Raw genomic sequence first — 22,543 nt, forward strand, 5'->3', positions numbered from 1 at the left:
AGGCAATTCACTTAATGCTTCGTGCGCTTAAGAAGAAACGCAACGTGTTTCCCGGCAGATGCACTGCCGGGAAACGATAAGTTATGGTTATTATTTCACACAGCGCGCGCACTGGCCGCTGTTAATCTGCTGAAAAAAGTCATTCCCTTTATCATCGACCAGAATAAACGCCGGGAAATTTTCCACCTCTATTTTCCAGATGGCTTCCATCCCCAGCTCAGGATACTCAACACATTCCAGGCTTTTAATGCTGCTTTGCGCCAGCACCGCTGCCGGGCCGCCAATACTGCCAAGGTAAAATCCACCATGTTTATGGCAGGCGTCGGTCACCTGCTGGCTACGGTTGCCCTTTGCCAGCATAATCATACTGCCGCCGTTGGCCTGAAGCTGATCAACATAGGAATCCATACGCCCGGCGGTGGTTGGCCCCAGCGACCCCGACGCATAACCCTGCGGAGTTTTCGCCGGACCGGCGTAATAAATCGGGTGATCTTTAATGTATTGTGGTAATCCTTCACCGCGATCCAGACGCTCTTTCAGCTTCGCATGCGCGATATCACGGCCCACAATTATGGTGCCGGTGAGCGACAGGCGGGTGGAAACCGGGTATTGCGACAGTTGCCCCAGAATATCGCTCATCGGACGATTGAGATCGACCTGGACGACTTCTCCTTCCCCCGCTTCGCGCAGCGCTTCGGGAATATAACGCGCCGGATTATTTTCCAGACGCTCCAGCCAGATGCCGTGGCGGTTAATTTTCGCCTTAATATTACGGTCTGCAGAACAGGAAACGCCCATCCCCACCGGACACGACGCTCCGTGGCGCGGCAGGCGGATCACCCGAATATCGTGGGCAAAGTACTTGCCGCCAAACTGCGCGCCGAGGCCCAGATTCTGCGCTTCGGTCAGCAGTTCCTGCTCAAGCTGAACATCGCGGAATGCCTGGCCCCATTCATTACCTTCCTGCGGCAGCCCGTCATAATATTTGGTGGAAGCGAGCTTAACGGTTTTCAGCGTGGCTTCCGCTGAGGTGCCGCCAATCACAAAAGCGATATGATAAGGCGGACAGGCCGCCGTGCCCAACGTGCGCATTTTGTCGACCAGATAATTTTTCAGCTTCCCGGGTGACAGTAGCGCCTTTGTTTCCTGGTAAAGATAGGTTTTATTTGCCGAGCCACCGCCTTTAGCGATGCAAAGAAATTTATATTCATCGCCGTCTACGCTGTAGAGATCAATCTGCGCAGGCAGGTTGGTCCCGGTATTCACTTCGGTATACATATCCAGCGCCGCATTCTGTGAATAGCGCAGGTTATCTTCGATATACGTGTTATATACTCCGCGCGCCAGTGCCGCCTCATCGCCACCGCCGGTCCATACGCGCTGGCCTTTTTTACCCATAATGATGGCGGTGCCGGTATCCTGGCAGGTCGGCAGAATGCCCTTTGCTGCGATTTCAGAGTTACGCAGGAATTGCAGCGCAACGTATTTATCGTTTTCGCTGGCATCGGGGTCATTGAGAATATTAGCTACCTGCTGCTGATGCGCAGGACGCAGCATAAATGAGGCGTCGTGGAAGGCGTGCTGTGCTAACAACGTCAATGCCTGCGGATCGACTTTCAGGATTTGCTCGCCGGCAAATTCTTCGAGAGAAACGTAATCATTACTGAGGAGATAATATTCAGTGTCATCCTTTGCCAGTGGGAAAGGTTCCTGATAATAGAAGGGTTTGTTCGACATTTTGCTCTCACTGATGACTCAATCTGGTTATGTATAAAGGCAGATATTCCATTTGCCCTGTTCAAAGCGAGTCCGCTTATCCTACACAACTTTTTAACAAAAACTGAGAGTAATACGACTTTTTAGACCCGAGGGTTACTTCTTGTCGGTTTATTGGTTTAATACCGGGATTAACTCCATTAAATACAGGGCTTGATAATGCAAAAACTCATCAACTCAGTGCAAAACTACGCCTGGGGAAGTCATTCTGCGTTAACGGATCTCTACGGTATCGCCAATCCGCAGAACCTGCCAATGGCAGAGCTGTGGATGGGCGCTCATCCGAAGAGCAGCTCAAAAGTTCAGGACGCCAGCGGTAATGAATGTTCGCTGCGTGAGACGATTGAAGCTGATAAAACCGCGATTCTTGGCGAACACGTTGCTGCCCGTTTTGGCGAACTGCCATTTTTGTTCAAGGTGCTTTGCGCCGCGCAACCGCTCTCGATCCAGGTGCATCCTAACAAGAAAGCCTCCGAAGCGGGTTTTGCCAAAGAAAATGCGGCAGGCATTCCGCTGGATGCCGCTGAACGTAATTACAAAGATCCCAACCATAAACCGGAACTGGTCTTTGCCCTTACTCCCTTTCTGGCAATGAATGCTTTTCGCGAATTTTCCGAGATTGTCTCTTTGTTGCAACCGGTCGCTGGCGCACATACTGCCATTGCGCATTTCCTGCAACAACCCGACGAAGAGCGGCTGAAGCAGCTTTTTGCCAGCCTGCTGGCACTGGAGGGAGAAGAAAAAAGCCGTGCGCTGGCGATCCTTAAATCCGCGCTGGATACCCAGCAAGGCGAGCCGTGGCAGACTATCCGCCTGATTTCTGAATTTTACCCTGATGACAGCGGCCTTTTTTCGCCGTTGCTACTTAATGTGGTCAAGCTTAACCCGGGTGAAGCAATGTTCCTGTTCGCCGAGACGCCGCATGCCTATCTGCAGGGTGTCGCGCTTGAGGTGATGGCGAATTCAGATAACGTCCTGCGCGCGGGCCTGACGCCAAAATATATTGATATCCCGGAGCTGGTGGCCAATGTGAAATTTGTGGCTAAACCGGCAGCCGAGTTGCTTACCCAGCCGGTGAAGAATGGCCAGCAACTTGATTTTCCTATCCCCGTGGAGGATTTTGCTTTTTCCCTGCACGATTTGTCGAATCAGGAAAGCCGTATCGCCCAGCAGAGCGCGGCGATCCTGTTTTGCGTTGAGGGCGAAGCGGTCCTGCGTAAAGACCAGCAGCAGCTGGTGTTAAAACCAGGCGAGTCGGCTTTCATCAGCAGTGCTGAATCTCCGGTGGCAGTAAGCGGAACGGGTCGCCTGGCGCGAGTTTATAACCAGTTGAAGTAAGTTACTGAACTTTTTTGAGAAGTCTTGCTACGCTTAAGAGTAGCCTTGCATGCTTATCGGGCGGGATGTTCCGCCCGTTTTTCTTTTAGGGATAAACACTATGAAAAAAACTGTGGTAGCTGCCGGTATTATCGTTGCGCTGGGCGTCATCTGGACAGCGGGAGCCTGGTATACCGGGAAACAGTTCGAAAATCGAATTGCGACGGTCGTTCAACAGGCTAATGAACAGCTCAAACGTACCGCTCCTGAAGCGAACGTTGAATTGAGTTACGCTAACTATCAGCGCGGTGTATTCACCAGTCATCTGGATCTGGTGATTAAGCCTGTGAACGGCGCTACCAGTCCGTGGCTGAAAACAGGTCAAAGCGTGGTATTTAACGAACGCGTCGATCACGGTCCCTTCCCGCTGGCTCAGTTGAAGAAATTCAATTTGATTCCCTCCATGGCGTCAGTTAAAACCACACTGGCGAATAATGAAGCCTCTAAACCTGTTTACGATATTGCGAAAGGTGAAACGCCTTTCGAGGCTAATACACGGATTGGTTATTCCGGTGATAGTCATTCAGATATTAGCTTTAAGCCGTTAAATTATGAAAAAGACGGTGAAAAAGTCGCCTTCAGCGGCGGTGAATTCCAGCTGGATGCCGATCGCGAGGGTAATGTGTTCTCCCTTACCGGCGATGCCGAAAGCGGGATGGTTGATGCCGTTAACGAATACAACCAGCGCGTGCAAATGACCTTTAATAAGCTAAAAACTGAGGGTGACAGTAAGTTGACCTCGTTTGATGAGCGTATTGGCAATCAGAAACTCAGTGTCGAAAAACTGTCTATTTCGGTTGAAGGTAAAGAGTTGGCGGTGCTGGAAGGCATGGACATCGTTGGTAAATCCGAGCTGGGTAAAGATGGTAAAACGATTGACTCCCAGCTTGATTACACCCTGAATAGTTTGAAGCTGCAAAATCAGGACATGGGTAACGGCAAACTGACGGTGAAAATCGGTCAAATTGATGGTCAGGCATGGCATCAGTTCAGCCAACAATACAATGCTCAGTCCCGCGCGCTGATGGCGCAGCCTGAAGTGGTACAAAATCCGCAGTTGTATCAGCAAAAAATGACTGAAGCGTTTTTCGGCGCGTTGCCCATTCTGCTTAAAGGAGAACCGGTGATCACCGTCGCCCCCCTGAGCTGGAAGAACAGCAAGGGTGAAACCACCTTTAATCTTTCCTTGTTCCTCAAAGATCCGGGTCAGGCTACTGAACCTGCTCAGACACTGGAGCAGGAAGTGGATCGCAGTGTGAAATCCCTGGATACCAAACTGGTGATCCCGACCGACATGGCGACCGAGTTTATGACGCAGATTGCCCGTCTTGAAGGTTATCAAAATGAGGAAGCTGCGAAGCTGGCTAACCAGCAGGTGAAAGGCCTCGCGGCAATGGGCCAGATGTTCCGCATCACTACGATGGAAGACAATAATATCACCACCCGCCTGCAATACAGTAACGGTCAGGTGACATTGAATGGGCAAAAAATGCCGCTAACCGATTTTGTTGGCATGTTTGGTATGCCCGATCTTGGCATTCCGACGCCGCAGCCTGGTAACCCGGCGATCTCACCTGCCCCTGCCGAACCCGCAACGCCAGCGGTGCCGGCGATCCCTGCCACGCCTGCTGACCCGGCCACGCCGGTTCCGCCAGCGGCCCCGCAGCAATAGTCATATAGCCCCTCGCCAGAGGGGCTAATTTTTAGTGACCAGTCTTGGCGACATAATGTGATTGCGCAGTTCGCAGGCGTTGTTTTCAATACGTTGCATAATCCGTTCTGCAAGGCTTTCTCCCATCTCCTTTGCCGGGGTAATCACCCAACTGATGGGAATATCGTCCAGCGCCCTTTCCGGCACATCGGCAAATGCTGCCAGCGCGACTTGTTGTTCAAAGTAGCGCTCAATGCCACTCTCATCACCGTGCTTACCGGCACGTAGCAAACCAAACCATGCTCCCATCGCCACAACGCTGTTATAGCACAGAATAGCGCTGATGGTCGGATTCTGACGCAGCAAAATCCCTACCGCCTCTGCCGCCTGTTTTTGGCTGGATTCACACTCTACTACCCACTCGCTATGAAAAGGCAAACCAAATTTGAGCAGCGTGGCACAGTAACCGCCGACCCGCTCCGCACGCGTTAATGAAGCGCTTTGCCCACCCAGCCAGGCAATACGCTGATGCCCGCGCTGGATAAGCTGTTCCGTGAGAATTTGCGCAGCCTGCATATTATCAGGACGAATAAGATCAACTTCATCAAGGTAACTGGCGCGACAGGCAAAAACGACAGGAATACCCGACCGATCGGCCGCCTGACGCAGTTCCGTTCCGTGCGCTAGTGAGCCGGCAATAATAACCCCGTCCACCCCCTGAGAAATCAGCATTTCCAGCCGGGGTAATAAGCGGTCAGCTTCGCCTGCGCTTTGGATTAAAAATACCATCCGCCCCTGAGATTCGAGCCTTGCGGTAATACCCGCCGTCAGTTCAGCATAAAACGGTGCGCGCAAATCGCTCACAATCAGCCCTATCACGCCGCTGTGCCCCCCTCTGAGCGAGGCCGCCTGGCGGTTGCGAACAAACCCTAAATGTTCAATCGCCTGATTAACGCGCTCACCGGTTGCCGACGAGATTCGTCCCTTACCGCTTAATACCAGGGACACCGTGCTGACGGATACTCCTGCTGCCTGCGCAACATCATTGATTGTAATCTTTTTAGTCATTGTCATCTGCGCATCCGTTACTGTTAGCTGACAGGTAAAACGTTTTATCCATCATTTTATTATAAAGACACTATATTAGCTTCAGAATGTGATAGAAATCTCACTAAAGTTAGGTAAAACGATTTATCTTGCCGCCTCGTTACTATTGACCGTTGCGTTGACAAGGAGTCATCAATGAATGCAAAAACAACACCAAAAATAACGCTGTGGGAGTTTTTTCAGCAGCTTGGCAAAACATTTATGCTGCCCGTAGCGTTACTTTCTTTCTGCGGGATCATGATGGGAATAGGCAGTTCCCTGAGCAGCCATGATGTCACAACCCTACTTCCATGGCTAAACACACCGTTTTTGCAGGCCATTTTTGGCTGGATGAGCAAAGTCGGTTCATTCGCTTTTAGCTTTTTACCCGTCATGTTCTGTATTGCGATCCCGCTGGGGCTGGCACGTGACAATAAAGGTGTTGCCGCCTTTGCGGGGTTTGTAGGATATGCCGTGATGAACCTCGCGGTTAACTTCTGGTTGACCGTCAAAGGCATCCTGCCGACCACGGATGCGGCTATTCTGAAAGCAAACAACGTCCAGAATATTTTGGGTATTCAGTCAATCGATACGGGGATTCTCGGCGCGGTTATTGCCGGCATCATCGTCTGGATGCTGCACGAGCGTTTTCATACGATTCGCTTACCGGATGCGCTGGCATTCTTTGGCGGCACACGCTTTGTGCCTATCATTACCTCAGTAGTGCTGGGGTTGGTCGGTCTGGCTATTCCGCTAATCTGGCCCGTATTTGCCATGGGGATCAACGCACTGGGTTATGCCATCAACAGTGCAGGTGATTTTGGTCCGATGATTTTCGGTACCGGTGAGCGCCTGTTGTTACCCTTTGGTCTGCATCATATTCTGGTGGCGCTGATCCGCTTTACCGAAGCGGGTGGTACGCTTGATGTTTGTGGCCATAGCGTTAGCGGTGCGTTGACGATCTTCCAGGCCCAGTTGGGCTGTGCTGAAACGCAGGGATTTGCTGAAAGTGCAACGCGCTTCCTGTCGCAGGGGAAAATGCCATCTTTCCTTGGCGGGCTACCCGGCGCGGCGCTGGCAATGTACCACTGTGCACGTCCTGAAAATCGCCCTAAAGTGAAAGGGCTGCTGATCTCAGGCGTTGTCGCCTGCGTAGTGGGCGGCACCACGGAGCCACTGGAGTTCCTGTTTTTGTTTGTCGCACCGGTACTGTACGTCATTCACGCCCTGCTAACCGGTCTGGGTTTCACCCTCATGGCGGTTCTCGGCGTGACCATTGGCAATACCGACGGCAATATCATCGACTTTGTTGTATTTGGTATGTTGCATGGATTGGCGACGCGCTGGTACATGGTTCCGGTGGTCGCAATCATCTGGTTTGTGGCCTACTACGCTATCTTCCGCTTCGCTATTGTACGCTTTAACATCAAAACGCCGGGTCGTGAAGTGGATACCACCAGCACGCTGGAAAAAGCAGTTGCAGGCGCAACCGGTAAATCCGGTTATAACGTACCGGCTATTTTGGCGGCGCTGGGGGGAGCAGAAAATATCGTTTCGCTGGATAACTGTATTACTCGTCTGCGTCTGTCGGTAGAGGATATGAGTAAAGTTGACAGCGTGGCCTTAAAGAATTTGCGCGCTATCGGGGTGGTCCAGCTTAATCAACATAACCTGCAGGTTGTTATAGGTCCTCAGGTACAGTCGGTGAAAGATGAAATGACAACCCTGATGAATTCGGTTCAGGCCTAAATTAGCCTTTCCCTCTTCATGCTGAAGGGGGAAAATCAGCCTTACTAATAAAGATAAGGACGCTGACATGTTTGATTTTTCAACCCCGGTGGACCGACACGGCACCTGGTGCACGCAGTGGGATTATGTTGCCGACCGCTTTGGGGCGGCCGATCTTTTACCGTTCACCATTTCCGATATGGATTTTGCTACCGCCCCGTGCATACTGGATGCGTTACATGCAAGGCTTGAGCATGGCGTACTGGGCTACAGCCGCTGGAAAAACGACCAATTTTTGGCCGCTGTCGCCCACTGGTACGCCTCACGCTTTAACAGCCAGATCGACATCCAGCAACTGGTGTATGGCCCCTCGGTAATCTACATGGTCGCGGAGATGATCCGCCAGTGGTCCGCTCCCGGTGAAGGCGTGATCGTGCATACCCCCGCCTATGACGCCTTCTACAAAACAATTGAAGGTAATCAGCGGCAGGTGGTGGCCGTTCCGTTACAGAAGATAAACAATGACTGGCACTGTGATTTCGGGCAGCTTGAGCACGCGCTGGCAGCGCCGCAAAACCGCATTTTGCTGCTCTGTAGCCCGCATAACCCCAGCGGTAAAGTCTGGACGCATGAAGAACTGACGACGATGGCTGCATTGTGCGAGAAGCATAACGTTGCGGTCATCAGTGATGAAATTCACATGGATATGATCTGGGGAGACCACCAGCATATCCCCTGGTGTGACGTGGCACGCAGCCGCTGGGCGCTATTAACCTCTGGCTCAAAGAGTTTTAATATCCCTGCGCTCACCGGTGCATATGGTTTAATCGGCGACAATACATCGCGCGATGCTTACCTCAACGCGCTTAAAAATCGCGATGCCCTCTCTTCCCCGTCGGTGCCCGCGCTGGTAGCCCATATCGCTGCGTATCAGCAGGGTGCCCCCTGGCTGGACGCACTGCGCCAATATTTACAGGCTAATTTGCAGTATATCGCTGATGCCCTCAATGGCGCGTTCCCTGCATTAAACTGGCAGCCGCCACAATCGACGTATCTTGCATGGATTGATTTGGCACCGCTTAACGTGGATGTTCATGCCCTGCAAAAGGTGCTGATCGAACAGCAAAAAGTCGCGATTATGCCTGGTTATACCTATGGCGCTGAAGGTGAGCATTTTATCCGCCTCAATGCCGGTTGCCCACGCAGCAAGCTTGAGCAAGGTGTTGAACGGCTCATTGCCGGGATTCATTCATTACGCTGATGTCTTTTGCGCAAGAGAGAAATCTGTTGCGCAAAATAGCTTTTTGCCCTCGTTTGTTTTTATAATAGAACGCACTTTACTTAAAAAAAGAGTGCGATCATGATTGATACTACCCTCCCATTGACTGACATTCACCGCCATCTGGATGGCAATATTCGCGCCCAAACTATTCTTGACCTGGGTCGCCAGTATAATCTCGCGCTTCCTGCTGATAATCTTAATGGCCTGATCCCCCACGTTCAGGTCACCCGTAACGAGCCTGATCTGGTCAGCTTTCTGGCAAAGCTTGACTGGGGCGTAAAAGTTCTCGCCTCGCTGGATGCCTGTCGGCGCGTGGCCTATGAAAATATGGAAGATGCTGCGCGTAACGGCCTGCATTATGTTGAGTTACGTTTCTCCCCGGGTTATATGGCTATGACGCACAATCTGCCTGTGGCAGGCGTGGTTGAGGCGGTGATCGCTGGCGTGCGCGAAGGCAGCCGTGATTTCGGCGTCGAAGCTCGATTGATTGGTATTATGAGTCGGACCTTCGGCGAAGCGGCCTGTTTACAGGAGCTCGAAGCGTTGCTGGCACATCGCGAAGGTATTACCGCTTTGGATCTTGCCGGTGATGAACTGGGCTTCCCGGGCTCATTGTTCCTGAGCCATTTCAACCGTGCACGAGATGCAGGCTGGCATATCACCGTGCATGCGGGTGAAGCCGCTGGCCCGGAAAGCATCTGGCAGGCGATCCGCGAACTGGGCGCTGAGCGTATCGGTCACGGCGTTAAAGCCGTTGAAGATCCTCACCTGATGACATTTCTGCGCGAACAGCGGATCGGCATTGAGTCGTGCCTGACGTCAAATATTCAGACCAGCACGGTGTCAACTCTCGCCCATCACCCATTGAAAACCTTTCTTGAACAAGGCGTGCTGGCCAGCCTCAACACCGACGATCCAGCTGTGCAGGGTGTGGATATTATTCACGAATATACGGTGGCAGCCCCTGCCGCAGGATTAAGCCCGCAGCAAATTCGCCAGGCGCAAATTAACGGACTGGAAATGGCCTTTTTGACCGCCCAGGAAAAAAATGCCCTGATTGAGCGAGTCGCGAAATCCTGATGAACGCCCCGCTCATTGCCTGATGAGCGGGGTATACGTTATACCAGATTAAGCGTAGCGCGCTGTTTTGAAGACGCGATGCCCAGCTCAATCAGCTCCATGATCTGAATGGCCTGGCTGGCAGGAACCGGATTCTCACCATGACCGTTTAGCGCATCCCGTACTGCAGCATAATAGGCCGGATAATTACCGGGGCTGGTGAGTAGCGTCGCTTCTTCCATCCGCTCTTCTCCCACCGCCTGCGTCAATACACCGTCGCGCATATCATAGCCCCAGTCTTTCTGCGGTAAACGCTCACCGTTTTTTAACCGCTCTTCCTGCGGGTCGAGGCCATATTTTATATAACTACCACGTGAGCCATGAATGATATAACGTGCCGTTTCCGCCGCGGCCAACAACGTTCCGTGAAGAACAACACGGCGCTGCGGATAGCTCAGGATCGCGTGGAAATAATCAGTAGACTGCGCGCCGGGGCGAAGCTGAGCCAGATCAACCGTCATACTCACCGGCAGGCCAAACAAATTCACCGCCTGATCCAGCAAATGCGGCCCTAAGTCATACCAGATACCGCTGCCAGGGCCCCCTTGTTCGCGCCAGCGATTACGCACCTGTGGACGATAGCGATCAAAATGAGATTCAAACCAGGCCACCTCACCTAATTTGCCTTCTGCAAGAAGCGTTTTAACGGTAAGAAAATCACTGTCCCAGCGGCGATTATGAAACACTGACAATAGCCGTCCTAAACTTTTTGCCAGGGCATCAAGCTCACGTGCCTGTGACAACGTCACGGTGAAAGGTTTATCAACAACGACATGCTTCCCGGCTTCAAGCGCCGCTTTTGCCAGCGGGAAATGGGTATCGTTAGGGGTAGGAATGACAATAAGATCGATTGAGGGATCGTTAAACAGATGTTTGGGTTCGGACACGACTTTCACATCTGGCCAGTCAGCCTTAACTTTTTGTTCATCGCTACTGGATACGACCGCCAGTTCCAGTCCTGGAGTGCCGTCAATGAGCGGTGCATGAAACGTTTTACTGGCATAACCATAGCCAATTAATCCAACACGTAAACTATCACTCATTTTTTCGCCCTCTTAGTAATTAGACTCTATTTCACCTCATCTCCCGGGAGGCGACAACAAATTATTAACGCAGCATATCAACACTGTTTTCATGTTCATTATCAATAATCACAAAAGAAAGTCGCGGCCTGAATTAAATAGCAGACAGACTTGCTGGCGCTGCCTGTGCCAGGTAGCATTTACCGACGTTTACATCGGGAAAATCAAGAATATGTCATCCCCCTTTTCACGCCTCCTTGAACTTATCGGCTGGGCCGTAGTGGGCCTCACCGTTATCCTGCTCTTAGTGGCACATCAAATCGATCGCTATACACCCCCGCAAAAAGAGACACCTTTGCAACACACGTGATCCGCCTGAGACTGTGATTGTGCTCGCAATGCCGTAACCGGTTTCTGAAACCGGTTGCATCTGCGTAAAAAGTCTTCTTACACTGTTATCTTTAACAGAAGGAGCTAAGCATGGCAGCTTTTCCGGATAATTTTTTGTGGGGCGCGGCCACCGCAGCCTGGCAGGTAGAAGGCGCGCATGATGAAGATGGTAAAGGTCTTTCCATCTGGGACGTGTTTTCACATCAACCTGGTACGACCTATCAGGATACCAATGGCGACGTCGCCGTCGATCATTACCATCGTTTCCGCGAGGATATTGCGTTAATGGCGGAAATGGGGCTACAAAGTTATCGGTTTTCCATTTCCTGGCCGCGTCTGCTGCCTGCGGGACGTGGTGAAGTCAATGAAGCAGGAGTGGCCTTTTACAGCGATCTTATTGATGCATTGCTGGCAAATAATATTGAACCCATGATCACCCTTTATCACTGGGACCTGCCTCAGGCGCTACAGGATGAAGGTGGCTGGGAATCACGTGCCACCGCCACGGCGTTTGTTGAGTATGCCCGCTTGTGTTATGCCCGGTATGGTGACCGGGTAAAACGTTGGGCCACATTTAACGAGACAATTGTGTTTATCGGCCATGGTTATATAACCGGAAGTCATCCGCCTTCGGTGAATAACACCGCGCGTGCGATCCAGGCCTGTCACCATGTTTTTGTTGCGCATGCCCTCGCTGTACAGGCGTTTCGCAACACAGATATTCAGGGAGAAATTGGCTTCGTTAACGTCTTACAGCCGCACACGCCACTGACCCAAAGTGCTGAAGATATCGCCGCGACCGAACTGGCCGATGCTATTCATACCCACTGGTTTTATGATCCGATCCTGAAAGGCGCTTATCCTGAGGAACTGCTTGAGCAAACTCAACGTTTATGGGGTGTACCACAGTGCGAACCTGGCGATATGGCGCTGCTACGCGATAACCGCTGTGATTTTATTGGGCTTAACTATTATCGCCGCGAAACCGTTGCTGCGAATCCAGGAGAAACAAGTACTCAGGCTAACCACAGTGGTGAGCGGCAAAGTGCAGGTGAGTTTGGCTTTAAAGGACTGTTTAAATTTGTGCGCAATCCGCAAGGGGTTTATACCGACTGGGACTGGGAGATTTGGCCGCAGGGATTAACTGATGGCATTATGATGATTAAAGCGCGCTACGGCGATATTCCCATCTACATTACAGAAAATGGCCTGGGTGCTAAAGACCCTATTGTAGATGGAGAAGTGGTGGACGATCCACGCATTGACTATTTGCGGATGCATATTGATGCACTGGAAAATGCCATCGCGATGGGTGCCGATGTTCGCGGCTATTATCCCTGGTCTTTTATCGATCTTTTGAGCTGGCTGAACGGTTACAAAAAGCAATATGGCTTTGTTTACGTCGATCATACACAGAATTTAGCACGAAAACGCAAAAAGAGTTACTACTGGTATCAGAACGTTATTGCCAGCCACGGCGAACAGCGTTAATCTTCTCACCGCAGGTGTCGTCCGACACCTGCGATATCAATCGGATACGCTTTACATCCCTGTTAAGTACGTCAGGATAATGCGTGTTTTTGCCGTTACCTTTGGTGGCTTAAATAATGTGTATTGTATTCAGTAATCAGAAGAGGAACTTCTGGGGATTTCTGATAGGCAGAACCGCGATAAACACCCTGCCAGCGATGCATATCCAGATTTGATAAATCTTAATTTATATAATTATTCTCATTATAAAATGGACCTACTTAATATGACCGTTCAGGACTATTTATTAAAGTTTCGCAAAATTAGCTCTCTTGAAAGCCTGGAAAAACTGTTTGATCACCTCAACTATAATCTCACTGATGAGGCGGAAATCATCAACATGTACCGGGCAGCCGATCACCGTCGCGCTGAGCTGGTTTCAGGCGGCAAACTGTTCGACATCGGTCAGGTTCCGAAGACTGTCTGGCGATACGTGCAATAAAGTCTGTAAATAGTAGCGCCAGTTGTTTTATACTCCTCCGCTCGTTGACCTCTTTTCTGGCGCTAATTTGTGGAGTAAGCATGTCTGTAAAATCCGGTGAACGTATTGGCGGATGGCTGTTAGCACCTTTAGCCTGGCTGTTACTGGCATTATTCAGCGCTTCGCTGTCGTTGTTGATTTATGCAGGTGCACTGCTGACACCCGAGATGCTCACTTCATTGAAAGCGCAAAGTACCACCCATATTACGCTATGGATTGTTTCCTGTGCCTTTGCGGTGGTGATGTGGTCCTATACGCTGTGGCTGACCATTGCTTTTTTCAAACGTCGCCGCTCAGTGCCTAAACACTATATTTTCTGGTTACTTCTCTCCGTCTTACTGGCGATAAAGGCCTTTGCTTTCTCCCCGGTTTCAGATGCTCTGGCAATGCGACAACTGCTGTTCCCACTTCTCGCCGCAGCGCTACTCGCTCCTTATTTCAGGCGATCGCAGCGGGTTAAAAGTACATTCGTTAACCCGTAATAACCCTACAGTTAACCTGTTGTCGCCTGGTCCGGTTTGACCGATAATAGACGGCTTTTTTTGTTTCAGGTCGAATGATGACTGACTATTTATTGCTATTCACAGGAACAGTCCTGGTAAACAACTTCGTACTGGTGAAGTTTCTGGGTCTGTGCCCCTTCATGGGGGTTTCGAAAAAGCTGGAAACAGCAATGGGGATGGGACTGGCTACCACATTTGTGATGACGCTGGCGTCTGTCTGTGCGTGGCTGATTGATAACTGGATCTTAATCCCGCTGGATTTGGTCTACCTGCGGACGCTGGCATTTATCCTGGTTATTGCCGTCGTCGTGCAGTTTACCGAGATGGTATTGCGTAAAACCAGCCCGGCTTTGTACCGCTTATTGGGCATTTTTCTGCCGCTGATTACCACCAACTGTGCGGTACTCGGGGTAGCGCTGTTAAATATTAATCTCGGGCATAATTTTCTTCAGTCAGCTTTATACGGTTTCTCTGCCGCTGCAGGCTTCTCACTGGTGATGGTGTTATTTGCCGCTATTCGCGAACGTCTGGCCGTGGCTGATATTCCCGCACCTTTTCGCGGTAATGCGATCGCTCTGATTACTGCAGGTCTTATGTCACTGGCCTTCATGGGCTTCAGTGGGCTGGTGAAATTATGATGACGGCAATCTGGGTAGCCATTATTGCCATCGGCGTGTTGGGGCTGATTTTCGGTATAGTGCTGGGCTATGCCTCCCGTCGTTTTGCGGTTGAGGAAGATCCCATTGTCGAAAAAATTGACGCCATCCTGCCACAAAGCCAGTGTGGTCAGTGTGGCTTTCCTGGTTGCCGTCCCTATGCCGAAGCAGTCGGGCGAAATGGCGAGAGCATCAACAAATGCGCGCCTGGTGGCGAGGCAGTGATGCTGAAAATAGCGGGCTTGCTTAATGTAGATCCGCAACCTGTTGAGGGCGACGTGCAGGCGCAGCAACCCGTTCGCATGCTGGCCATTATTGATGAAAATAACTGTATTGGCTGCACCAAGTGTATTCAGGCTTGCCCGGTTGATGCCATTATCGGTGCAACGCGCGCTATGCATACCGTGATGAGTGACCTGTGTACCGGCTGTAATCTTTGTGTGGACCCCTGCCCGACGCGGTGTATTACGCTGCAACCGGCGGCCACCACGACTGAAAACTGGAAATGGGATTTGCAGACGATTCCCGTCCGTATCATTCCTGTGGAACACCATGTTTAAACTATTTTCGGCACTCAGAAAAGATAAGATCTGGGATTTCAATGGCGGCATTCACCCACCGGAGATGAAACTCCAGTCCAGCGGCACGCCGTTACGGCAGGTGCCCCTGGCGCAGCGATTCATCATTCCGCTAAAGCAGCATATCGGTGCTGAGGGCGAGTTGTGTGTGAAAGCGGGCGATCGTGTATTACGCGGTCAGCCATTGACCCGCGGATGGGGGAGCATGCTTCCCGTTCATGCACCCACTTCCGGCGTGGTAAGTGCCATTGCCCCCCACTCAACCGCCCACCCTTCCGGGCTGGCTGAGTTAAGTGTGATTATTGATGCTGATGGTGAAGATCGCTGGATCGATCGCGACGGCTGGCAAGACTATCAAGCCAAAAGTCGCGAGCAGCTTATTGAGCGGATTCATCAGTTTGGGGTGGCAGGGCTAGGTGGTGCTGGCTTCCCTACCGGCAATAAATTGCGCGGTGGTGGAGATAAAATCGAAACACTGATTATTAACGCTGCAGAGTGTGAGCCTTATATTACCGCTGACGACAGGCTGATGCAGGAATGCGCCGCGCAAATCATCGACGGCATACGTATTCTTGCCTATATTCTGCAGCCTCGTCAGGTGCTTATTGGTATTGAGGATAATAAACCTCAGGCGATTTCTATGCTGCGCGCCGTGCTGGCTGACGTGCATGATATTTCTCTACGCGTTATTCCAACCAAATATCCCTCGGGTGGCGCAAAGCAGCTTACCCAAATTCTGACCGGTAAACAGGTTCCCCAGGGCGGACGCTCATCTGATATAGGCGTCTTAATGCAAAACGTGGGTACCGCATACGCAATTAAACGCGCCGTTATTGATGGTGAACCGCTGACAGAGCGCGTTGTTACGTTGACCGGAGAGGCAGTCGCCCGACCGGGTAATGTCTGGGCGCGGTTGGGCACCCCGGTGCGTCATTTACTGGAATTTGCTGAATTTTGCCCGTCATCTGATCAGATGGTTATTATGGGCGGTCCGCTGATGGGCTTTACCCTGCCGTGGTTAGAGGTACCGGTGGTGAAGATCACTAACTGCCTGCTGGCCCCGTCAGTGAGTGAAATGGGCGAACCTCAGGAAGAGAAAGGCTGTATACGCTGTAGCGCCTGTGCTGATGCGTGTCCGGCTGACCTGCTTCCCCAACAGTTGTACTGGTTCAGCAAAGGTCAACAACACGACAAAGCTACTGCGCACAATCTTAAGGATTGTATTGAGTGCGGTGCCTGTGCCTGGGTTTGCCCGAGCAATATTCCGCTGGTGCAATACTTCCGTCAGGAGAAGGCCGAAATTTACGCCATTAGTCTGGAAGACAAACGTGCTGCGCAAGCAAAAGCCCGCTTCGAAGCACGTCAGGCGCGACTCGAACGGGAAAAAGTACGCCGTCAGGAACGCCATAAACGCTCCGCAGCCCAACCAGCAGCGCAGGATAAAGATGCGATTCAGGCAGCCATCGCCAGGGTACGCGAAAATCATCAGGTGACAGGAGAAGCCGTGGTTATCCAGGCGGGTAAAACACCTGATAACAGCGAGGTAATCGCCGCACGTGAGGCACGTAAAGCACAGGCCCGGGCAAACCAAAGCGCCAAAGCGCAGCAGGTAGCCCCTGCGGCAGACCCGCGTAAAGCCGCGGTTGAAGCGGCCATTGCCCGCGCCAAAGCCCGTAAAGCTGAGCAGACGCAGGACTCCGCACCAGAAACGGCAGACCCGCGTAAAGCCGCGGTTGAAGCGGCCAATGCCCGCGCCAAAGCCCGTAATGCTGAGCAGACGCAGGACGCCGCCCCAGAAACAACAGACCCGCGTAAAGCCGCGGTTGAAGTGGCCATTGCCCGCGCCAAAGCCCGTAAGGCTGAACAGACGCAGGACGCCGCGCCAGAAACAGCAGACCCGCGTAAAGCCGCGGTTGAAGCGGCCATTGCCCGCGCCAAAGCCCGCAAGGCTGAACAGACGCAGGACGCCACACCAGAAACAACTGACCCGCGTAAAGCCGCGGTTGAAGCGGCCATTGCCCGCGCCAAAGCCCGCAAGGCTGAACAGACGCAGGACGCTTTACCTACCGATCAGACTGACCCGCGTAAGGCGGCGGTAGCAGCCGCTATCGCGCGTGTACAGGCGCGCAAATCTGCACAGCAGGCCGTTAACGAGGATTAAATGGTTTTCAGAATCGCAAGCTCCCCCTATACCCATAACCAGCGTCAGACTTCACGCATTATGATGCTGGTATTGCTGGCGACTTTGCCTGGCATTGCCGCGCAGTTGTGGTTTTTTGGCTGGGGGACGTTAGTTCAACTTATTCTGAGTAGTGTCGCCGCCTGGTGCGCAGAGGCTTTTGTGGCTAAATTACGCAAACAGCCTGTTGGTCGGACGCTGGCGGATAACTCAGCATGGCTGACTGGAGTATTACTGGCGATCAGCATCCCGCCGCTCGCACCATGGTGGATGGTGGTTCTGGGAACCCTTTTTGCCATAATCATTGCCAAACAGCTTTATGGTGGTCTCGGACATAATCCGTTTAATCCGGCGATGATTGGCTATGTGGTACTACTTATCTCATTTCCGGTTCAAATGACATCCTGGCTGCCACCGCAGGACATTGCTGCCAGTACACCGGGCATCATTGAGGTATTGCAGATTATTTTTACCGGGCATGCTGCCAGCGGTGATGATATGAATACGCTGCGCCTTGGCATTGACGGCATTAGCCAGGCAACGCCGCTGGATACCTTCAAAACCGCCCTGCATGCCGGGAAAGACGTTTCACAGATTATGCAGAGCACCATCTATCATGGCGCATTGGCGGGTATCGGCTGGCAGTGGGTGAACCTGGCTTATCTGGCAGGCGGCCTGTACTTACTGTGGCAAAAAACAATACGCTGGCATATTCCCCTGAGCTTTATCTTTAGTCTCGCAGTATGCTCCTTGCTCGGCTGGGCAATTGATCCCGAACACTTAGCCCCGCCCTCAATTCACCTGCTTTCAGGGGCAACAATGCTGGGTGCTTTTTTTATTTTGACCGATCCCGTTACCGCCTCTACCACCAATCGCGGCAGGTTGATTTATGGCGCTCTGGTGGGACTACTGGTATGGCTTATCCGTAGCTTTGGCGGTTATCCTGATGGTGTGGCATTTGCCGTGTTACTGGCAAATATTACCGTGCCGCTGATTGATTATTACACGCGTCCACGCGTTTACGGTCATCGCTGAGGAAAGACTATGCTCAAGACTATGCGTAAACATGGCGTCACGCTGGCACTTTTTGCCGTGGGTTCTACCGGACTGACCGCCGCCATTAATCAGTTGACCCAAAACACAATTGCGCAACAGGCGGCCGGGCAACAGCGAGCTCTTTTTGATCAGGTCGTCCCCGCTGAGCTTTATGATAACGATTTACAAAAGAGTTGCTATCTGGTGAGTGCGCCGGCACTCGGTAAAGGGCAACATCGGGTTTATATCGCCAAAAGCGGAGATGTTCCGGTTGCTGCGGTGCTGGAGAGTACGGCTCCTGATGGTTATTCCGGTGCGATACAACTTCTGGTTGGCGCAGATTTTCACGGCACTATCCTCGGTTCGCGCGTTATAGCGCATCATGAAACGCCTGGGCTGGGTGACAAAATAGAATTGCGCTTGTCTGACTGGATCACGCATTTTGCCGGGAAAAAAATTAATGGTGAAAATGACAGTCATTGGGCAGTAAAAAAAGACGGCGGCGACTTTGATCAATTTACCGGGGCGACAATTACACCTCGTGCTGTTGTCAACGCTGTTAAACGCACAGGGCTATTTGCCGTAACCTTACCTGCGCAACTCTCGCAATTGCCAGCCTGTGGAGAATAAACCATGAGCGAAGTAAAAGACGTTATCGTCCAGGGCCTGTGGAAAAATAACTCGGCGTTGGTTCAACTGCTTGGGCTCTGCCCTCTTCTCGCCGTGACGTCAACGGCCACCAATGCCCTTGGACTGGGGCTGGCGACCACGCTGGTATTAACCCTGACAAACTCGGCAATCTCGGCCCTGCGTCGCTGGGTTCCTGCTGAAATACGTATTCCGATTTATGTGATGATCATTGCCAGTGTGGTTAGTGTCGTACAAATGCTGATCAATGCTTACGCTTACGGCTTATACCAGTCACTGGGTATTTTTATTCCCCTTATTGTCACTAACTGTATCGTTATTGGGCGTGCGGAAGCTTTTGCCGCCAAAAAAAGCGTTGCGCTATCAGCGCTTGACGGTTTTTCTATTGGGATGGGAGCAACCAGCGCAATGTTTGTGCTTGGTTCCCTGCGTGAAATATTAGGTAATGGAACGCTCTTTGACGGTGCAGACTCACTACTTGGACCATGGGCGAAAGCGCTACGCATTGAGGTTTTTCATACCGATACCCCGTTCTTACTGGCAATGTTGCCTCCCGGTGCCTTTATTGGCCTTGGTATGATGCTAGCGGTAAAATACCTGATTGATGAACGCGCTAAAAAACGCCGGGCGCAGGCGGTGATTGATAGCGTGCATTCCGCACCAGCAGCATCAGAGAAAGCATAATGAATAACGCCAAACGACTGACTATTCTTACTCGCTTGCGGGAAAATAATCCGCATCCAACCACCGAACTTCATTTTAATTCACCATTCGAGCTGCTGATTGCCGTACTGCTTTCAGCACAGGCAACCGATGTCAGTGTCAATAAGGCCACTGCCAAACTGTATCCTGTTGCGAATACCCCCCAGTCCTTACTTAATCTGGGGGTGGAAGGTGTAAAAACCTACATTAAAACCATTGGCCTTTATAACAGCAAAGCCGAGAACATCATTAAAACCTGTCGCATGTTAATAGAGCTTCACGATGGGAAAGTACCAGAAGACAGAGCAGCCCTTGAGGCATTACCCGGGGTGGGACGCAAAACCGCGAATGTCGTGCTTAATACCGCGTTCGGCTGGCCAACGATTGCCGTCGATACGCATATTTTCCGCGTGTGTAATCGTACTCAATTTGCACCAGGTAAAAATGTAGAGCAGGTTGAAGAGAAATTGCTCAAGGTGGTTCCCACCGACTTTAAAGTTGACTGTCATCACTGGTTAATTTTGCATGGGCGTTATACCTGCATTGCCCGTAAACCGCGCTGCGGCTCGTGTATAATCGAAGATCTGTGTGAATATAAAGAAAAAGTGTACGCCTGAGAACCGGTTGTACCCGCTGTCTGCCGGCAGCGGTCTCATGCATGAAAAAGCGTTAAGTTCCCTCTTAAGCCCCTATTTTCCCCTGCATTAGAACCCAAAAGCGGTTAAATCGTTTTTTTGTGCTTAAAATTTTCTAAGCAGCACGGGTGGCGATAACATTTAACGCCATGTTAAAAAATTGTTTAATTTCCAGGTAATTACAAATCAATTACTTTTATGAAACCAACACAATACAAAACAATGAACTGCATAATTTTCAGAATATGGCCTATATCACTATAAAAAGTCCAAAACAGCAAAATATATCGCCATGCCGCCCTGCCATCCGGCTTTTGATAGTTTAAAAAACCATTTAAAACGAATCGTTGAAATTAAACGCTGGATAACATTTGCATAGCAGGTCGAATGTACGGTAAAATTTATGTGTAACAGACTATTACAAAAGTCTTGCCTGACTGGACAGGATAGTGAACATTAGCTGCCGTTTCCCCTCCAGAATAACTATAAAGCGGATGTTTATTATGCATCCCGCCGAAAACGCCCCCGTTGATATGGGATGTAAAAAAAGAGGTATATGTGTCAACTGCAAACAAAAAACCAGCAGAAAGCGTCAGTTTAAACGCTTTCAAACAACCTAAAGCGTTCTATCTCATCTTCTCAATTGAGTTATGGGAGCGCTTTGGCTTCTATGGCCTGCAAGGGATTATGGCCGTCTACCTGGTGAAACAACTGGGTATGACCGAAACGGATTCCATCACGCTGTTTTCATCCTTTAGTGCCCTGGTCTATGGTCTGGTCGCCATTGGCGGCTGGCTGGGCGACAAAGTCCTTGGAACTAAACGCGTCATCATGCTTGGTGCAATCGTTCTGGCGATTGGCTACGCGCTTGTCGCCTGGTCCGGGCATGATGTTGCCGTCGTTTATATGGGTATGGCTGCGATTGCTGTGGGTAATGGTTTATTTAAAGCTAACCCATCCTCCCTGCTGTCCACGTGCTACGCAAAGGATGACCCTCGTCTTGATGGCGCATTCACCATGTATTACATGGCGGTGAATATAGGCTCCTTCTTCTCAATGCTGGCAACCCCCTGGCTGGCCGCCGAATTTGGCTGGAGCGTGGCGTTTGCCCTGAGCGTCGTAGGTATGCTTATCACCGTGGTCAACTTTGCTTTCTGCCAGCGCTGGGTAAAACAATACGGCTCAAAACCAGACTTTGAACCTTTGCAGGTGGGTAAACTGTTGATGACGCTGGTCGGCGTTGTCGTTTTGATCGCTATCGCGACATGGCTGCTACACAACCAGCAAATCGCACGTATGGTGCTTGGCGTTATCGCGCTGGGTATTGTGTGCATCTTTGCTAAAGAGGCGTTTGGGATGCATGGCGCAGCGCGCCGTAAAATGATCGTCGCGTTTATACTGATGCTGCAGGCCATTATCTTCTTCGTGCTGTACAGTCAAATGCCAACGTCACTGAACTTCTTTGCTATTCACAATGTTGAACATGCCATTTTGGGAATGAATGTTCAGCCCGAACAGTATCAGGCGCTGAACCCGTTCTGGATCATTGTTGGTAGTCCTATCCTGGCTGCTATCTATAACAAAATGGGCGATACCCTGCCGATGCCTACTAAGTTTGCTATTGGCATGGTGTTATGTGCGGGAGCATTCCTGGTCCTGCCGCTGGGTGCAAAACTTGCCACCGATGCAGGCATCGTTTCAGTAGGCTGGTTAGTATTGAGCTACGCTCTGCAAAGTATCGGCGAACTGATGATCTCTGGTCTTGGTCTGGCAATGGTTGCACAGCTGGTACCGCAACGTTTGATGGGCTTCATCATGGGTAGCTGGTTCCTGACCACTGCTGGCGCGAACCTGATTGGTGGTTATGTTGCGAATATGATGGCTGTACCGGAAGATGTTACCGATCCGCTGGTGTCCTTGCAGGTATATGGTCATGTATTTATGCAGATTGGTATAGCGACTGGCGTTATTGCTATCCTGATGCTGCTCACCGCACCGAAGCTTAACCGCATGACACAAAACGACGAAAACGACGTTAAGGCAGCGCAAACGCCTGCCGCGTAATATCATCGGGAAACAGACATATTTAAGCCGCTAACGTTGTTAGTGGCTTTTTTTTTACCTGCCATAGCACTACCATACGACTATGCATATAGTCGCCCCGA

General features: G+C 51.2%; 20 protein-coding genes. 17 read left to right on the plus strand and 3 right to left on the minus strand.

All coding sequences use genetic code 11. The annotated features are described in order from the left end of the window. Window positions 1-90 precede the first annotated feature (90 nt). Window positions 91-1,737: a class I fumarate hydratase FumA gene (fumA, locus tag CHU32_RS04310; protein ID WP_103674560.1), complete on the minus strand. Its 1,647-nt coding sequence runs from the start codon at window positions 1,735-1,737 to the stop codon at window positions 91-93. 198 nt (window positions 1,738-1,935) lie between these two features. Here fumA and manA point away from each other — a divergent pair, with 198 nt between their 5' ends. Continuing rightward, window positions 1,936-3,114 (plus strand): mannose-6-phosphate isomerase, encoded by a 1,179-nt coding sequence (manA, locus tag CHU32_RS04315; protein ID WP_103674561.1) that lies wholly within the window; start codon window positions 1,936-1,938, stop codon window positions 3,112-3,114. 100 nt (window positions 3,115-3,214) lie between these two features. Beyond that, the gene (locus tag CHU32_RS04320) at window positions 3,215-4,825 is read left to right on the plus strand and encodes a YdgA family protein (RefSeq protein ID WP_103674562.1); all 1,611 of its coding nucleotides are present in this window, start codon (window positions 3,215-3,217) and stop codon (window positions 4,823-4,825) included. A gap of 24 nt (window positions 4,826-4,849) precedes the next feature. Here the strand turns inward: CHU32_RS04320 and malI are convergent, their stop codons facing one another. Continuing rightward, complete coding sequence (malI, locus tag CHU32_RS04325) at window positions 4,850-5,878, minus strand: Mal regulon transcriptional regulator MalI (RefSeq protein ID WP_103674563.1); 1,029 nt, start codon at window positions 5,876-5,878, stop codon at window positions 4,850-4,852. A gap of 168 nt (window positions 5,879-6,046) precedes the next feature. Here malI and malX point away from each other — a divergent pair, with 168 nt between their 5' ends. The 3 genes from malX to add all read left to right on the plus strand — a co-directional run bounded on the left by malX (window position 6,047) and on the right by add (window position 9,980). After that, window positions 6,047-7,639: a maltose/glucose-specific PTS transporter subunit IIBC gene (gene malX, locus CHU32_RS04330; RefSeq protein ID WP_103674564.1), complete on the plus strand. Its 1,593-nt coding sequence runs from the start codon at window positions 6,047-6,049 to the stop codon at window positions 7,637-7,639. Window positions 7,640-7,706: 67 nt separating this feature from the next. Further along, window positions 7,707-8,879, plus strand: coding sequence for a MalY/PatB family protein (locus tag CHU32_RS04335; RefSeq protein ID WP_103674565.1), 1,173 nt, complete (start codon window positions 7,707-7,709; stop codon window positions 8,877-8,879). A 99-nt stretch (window positions 8,880-8,978) separates the two neighbouring features. Continuing rightward, entirely contained in the window at window positions 8,979-9,980 is a 1,002-nt protein-coding gene (add, locus tag CHU32_RS04340) for an adenosine deaminase (RefSeq protein WP_103674566.1), read from the plus strand. Between the two features lie 38 nt (window positions 9,981-10,018). Here add and CHU32_RS04345 read toward each other — a convergent pair whose 3' ends face one another. After that, on the minus strand, window positions 10,019-11,062 hold the full coding sequence (locus CHU32_RS04345; RefSeq protein WP_103674567.1) for an oxidoreductase: 1,044 nt from the start codon (window positions 11,060-11,062) through the stop codon (window positions 10,019-10,021). Between the two features lie 211 nt (window positions 11,063-11,273). Between CHU32_RS04345 and blr the strand changes: the two genes are divergently transcribed. The 12 genes from blr (at window position 11,274) to dtpA (ending at window position 22,442) form a co-directional block, all read left to right on the plus strand. After that, window positions 11,274-11,411, plus strand: a complete 138-nt coding sequence (blr, locus tag CHU32_RS04350) for a division septum protein Blr (protein ID WP_103674568.1) — start codon at window positions 11,274-11,276, stop codon at window positions 11,409-11,411. Window positions 11,412-11,521: 110 nt separating this feature from the next. Further along, the gene (locus CHU32_RS04355) at window positions 11,522-12,922 is read left to right on the plus strand and encodes a glycoside hydrolase family 1 protein (protein ID WP_103674569.1); all 1,401 of its coding nucleotides are present in this window, start codon (window positions 11,522-11,524) and stop codon (window positions 12,920-12,922) included. A 265-nt stretch (window positions 12,923-13,187) separates the two neighbouring features. Beyond that, on the plus strand, window positions 13,188-13,403 hold the full coding sequence (gene ydgT, locus CHU32_RS04360) for a transcription modulator YdgT (protein WP_103674570.1): 216 nt from the start codon (window positions 13,188-13,190) through the stop codon (window positions 13,401-13,403). 80 nt (window positions 13,404-13,483) lie between these two features. After that, on the plus strand, window positions 13,484-13,924 hold the full coding sequence (locus CHU32_RS04365; protein WP_103674571.1) for a DUF2569 domain-containing protein: 441 nt from the start codon (window positions 13,484-13,486) through the stop codon (window positions 13,922-13,924). A 77-nt stretch (window positions 13,925-14,001) separates the two neighbouring features. Continuing rightward, entirely contained in the window at window positions 14,002-14,583 is a 582-nt protein-coding gene (rsxA, locus tag CHU32_RS04370; protein WP_103674572.1) for an electron transport complex subunit RsxA, read from the plus strand. After that, on the plus strand, window positions 14,583-15,161 hold the full coding sequence (gene rsxB, locus CHU32_RS04375) for an electron transport complex subunit RsxB (protein WP_103674760.1): 579 nt from the start codon (window positions 14,583-14,585) through the stop codon (window positions 15,159-15,161). Before rsxA ends, rsxB begins: the two co-directional genes overlap by 1 nt. Further along, the gene (gene rsxC / locus CHU32_RS04380; RefSeq protein ID WP_103750788.1) at window positions 15,154-17,340 is read left to right on the plus strand and encodes an electron transport complex subunit RsxC; all 2,187 of its coding nucleotides are present in this window, start codon (window positions 15,154-15,156) and stop codon (window positions 17,338-17,340) included. Before rsxB ends, rsxC begins: the two co-directional genes overlap by 8 nt. Continuing rightward, window positions 17,341-18,393, plus strand: a complete 1,053-nt coding sequence (gene rsxD / locus CHU32_RS04385; RefSeq protein ID WP_103674574.1) for an electron transport complex subunit RsxD — start codon at window positions 17,341-17,343, stop codon at window positions 18,391-18,393. A gap of 9 nt (window positions 18,394-18,402) precedes the next feature. Then, on the plus strand, window positions 18,403-19,023 hold the full coding sequence (rsxG, locus tag CHU32_RS04390) for an electron transport complex subunit RsxG (protein ID WP_103674575.1): 621 nt from the start codon (window positions 18,403-18,405) through the stop codon (window positions 19,021-19,023). Between the two features lie 3 nt (window positions 19,024-19,026). Continuing rightward, the gene (locus CHU32_RS04395; RefSeq protein WP_103750789.1) at window positions 19,027-19,725 is read left to right on the plus strand and encodes an electron transport complex subunit E; all 699 of its coding nucleotides are present in this window, start codon (window positions 19,027-19,029) and stop codon (window positions 19,723-19,725) included. Beyond that, window positions 19,725-20,360 (plus strand): endonuclease III, encoded by a 636-nt coding sequence (nth, locus tag CHU32_RS04400; protein WP_103674577.1) that lies wholly within the window; start codon window positions 19,725-19,727, stop codon window positions 20,358-20,360. Before CHU32_RS04395 ends, nth begins: the two co-directional genes overlap by 1 nt. Before the next feature lie 576 nt (window positions 20,361-20,936). After that, the gene (gene dtpA / locus CHU32_RS04405) at window positions 20,937-22,442 is read left to right on the plus strand and encodes a dipeptide/tripeptide permease DtpA (RefSeq protein WP_103674578.1); all 1,506 of its coding nucleotides are present in this window, start codon (window positions 20,937-20,939) and stop codon (window positions 22,440-22,442) included. The last annotated feature ends 101 nt before the right edge of the window (window positions 22,443-22,543 follow it).

The sequence above is a fragment of the Superficieibacter electus genome (assembly GCF_002915575.1).
Classification (GTDB): domain Bacteria; phylum Pseudomonadota; class Gammaproteobacteria; order Enterobacterales; family Enterobacteriaceae; genus Superficieibacter; species Superficieibacter electus.